Below are 2,018 nucleotides of genomic sequence, written 5' to 3' on the forward strand. Positions count from 1 at the left end.
AGCACGGCGGCCCCGGAAGGAATCCGGGGCCGCTGAAACGTCTGCGGTTGGCGGTCGATACTGCGAACCTTACGCCGGCCCAGCACGATACGTGCGTGGCCTTTTTGCGTTACTGGTCAGGGGAGCTGATCTGCCGCTCACCGCGATCAGCGTCTATGCCGTCGATGGCGGATCGTGTCGTGATCGGCCCGGACATCGGCAGGGCACGTAAAGTCACCCCATGGGGCTGCCGCCCGAGATCCCGAGGGACACACACGTAGCGCGCGACCAACGTCGGCAACGGTGGTTGCTGGTTGTCTCCAGCCTCGCTCTGGGCATGAGCTTCATGGACGAGACGGTCGTCGGTGTTGCTCTCCCCACCGTCAGGGACGACCTGGGACTGTCTGTTGCCCTGTCGCATTGGGTACCCAACGCCTATATCCTCGCCTTCGCATCTCTCGCCGCCGCCGGGGGCCGCCTCGGTGATCTTTTTGGGGCGCGACGGATGTTCTTACTGGGTACGGTCGGTTTCGCCGTCGCGTCGCTGCTGTGCGGGCTGGCCGACAGTGGCGGAATGCTGGTGGCGGCGCGAGCCGCCCAGGGCGCTGCTGCCGCCGCGATGCTGCCTCAGACCATGGCTCTCCTTGCCAACGCCTTCCCTCCGCAACGGCTCGGCAAGGCCATCGGTACCTACGTCGGTGCGGCATCCGTGGCCCTCGCCGCCGGTCCGCTGCTCGGCGGGCTGGTGACGCAAAGTCTCGGCTGGCGCGCGATCTTCTTCCTCAACCTGATTCCGGCCTCAGCCGTCCTGTTGATCGCTTCCCTCGCGATCGAACGGCGTCCCCGGACGACTGGGCGATCGGGTGCGGTGAGTGCCCGAGCCCGCTTCGACGGATGGGGACTGGTTCTGTCGGTAACAGGCCTAGGACTTCTGGTGACGGGAATCATGGAGTCCGCCGGTCAGAGCCTTCCGGCTCTCTGGGACCTGGCGCTGCTCGCAGCTGGGCTCCTTGTGCTAGCCGCGTTCGTGCGCGTCGAGAAGCGGAGGGCGCGCCCCCTGGTCGATGTGGGACTGCTTGCCGATCATCGGTTCCTGGGGTCGGCGGTGATGGTGCTCTGCGCGCAATTCAGCTTCCTTGCGGCCGTCATCTACGGCGCTGTCTATGTGCAGGACTCCCTCGGCCTGAAGCCGGCAATGGCGGGCCTGGCGCTGCTTCCGGCCATGCTCCCCACGGTGATCCTCGCGCCGTTCACCGGTGCGCTGGCGGTGCGCTTCGGCGGCCGGTGGCTGACGGTCGTAGGCGCGGTGGGTGCGGCACTCGGCTTTGCGTTCATGGGGGCCGCCGTCGGGGCACATACCTACTGGCCGTTCGGCGCTGCTCTGCTGCTGTGGGGGGTGTCGATTCCGTTGATTTACAACCCGGCGATGTCTGTCGCCATGGATGCTCCGCCGGCCGATCGCCGTGGTGGCGCCTCCGGCCTCCTCGAGATGTGCTTGCAGGTGGGCGGCACACTGGGCACGGCGGTCGTGGGAGCCATACTCGTCCACGTGTATGCAGGTTCGGCGCCGCTGCCCGGCAGCGCGTTCGCCCCAGGGTTCTATCTCACCGCAGGTGTTCTGACGGTGGCCGCCCTTATTCAGGCGTTCCTGCTTTTGTCGGGACACCTGAAGCGAGCCGGCAGTTGTCGTGGCGCGGTGTGACCCTGCGTTTTCAGTATGATCCAGCGCGGAACCCCGGGCCTCCAGGACTTTGTTGGGAAATGCGCAACGGTGGGTGTGATCTTGTCGTCAGGCGGTCCTACGTTGCGCCGAGGCGGCCACGTCGACAAGCGCAACCGTGCCGGCCAGGGGCTGTTCATCTGCCGCAGGTGCGGGGTCGTTGCCCACGCCGACCGGAACGCTTCCCACAACATCGCCCAAGGCGGCGAGAACGTGTGGAACGCGGGGCGTGAGTCACGCGTCCCTGCCACCCCATAGGGGTTTCTGGACGGAGGAGCCAACCCAGCAGCCAGTAGGGCGCCACCTCCAAACCCGGTCC

General features: G+C 66.8%; 1 protein-coding gene and 1 pseudogene. Both read left to right on the plus strand.

The window, feature by feature from the left end; all coding sequences use genetic code 11:
* Positions 1-316: 316 nt before the first annotated feature.
* Positions 317-1,681, plus strand: coding sequence for an MFS transporter (locus AB0N17_RS46340; RefSeq protein WP_366017684.1), 1,365 nt, complete (start codon positions 317-319; stop codon positions 1,679-1,681).
* A 114-nt stretch (positions 1,682-1,795) separates the two neighbouring features.
* Positions 1,796-1,957, plus strand: a pseudogene (locus tag AB0N17_RS46345) (zinc ribbon domain-containing protein); the annotation flags it as partial.
* Positions 1,958-2,018: the final 61 nt, after the last annotated feature.

The sequence above is a fragment of the Streptomyces sp. NPDC051133 genome, from assembly GCF_040682635.1.
GTDB lineage: Bacteria > Actinomycetota > Actinomycetes > Streptomycetales > Streptomycetaceae > Streptomyces.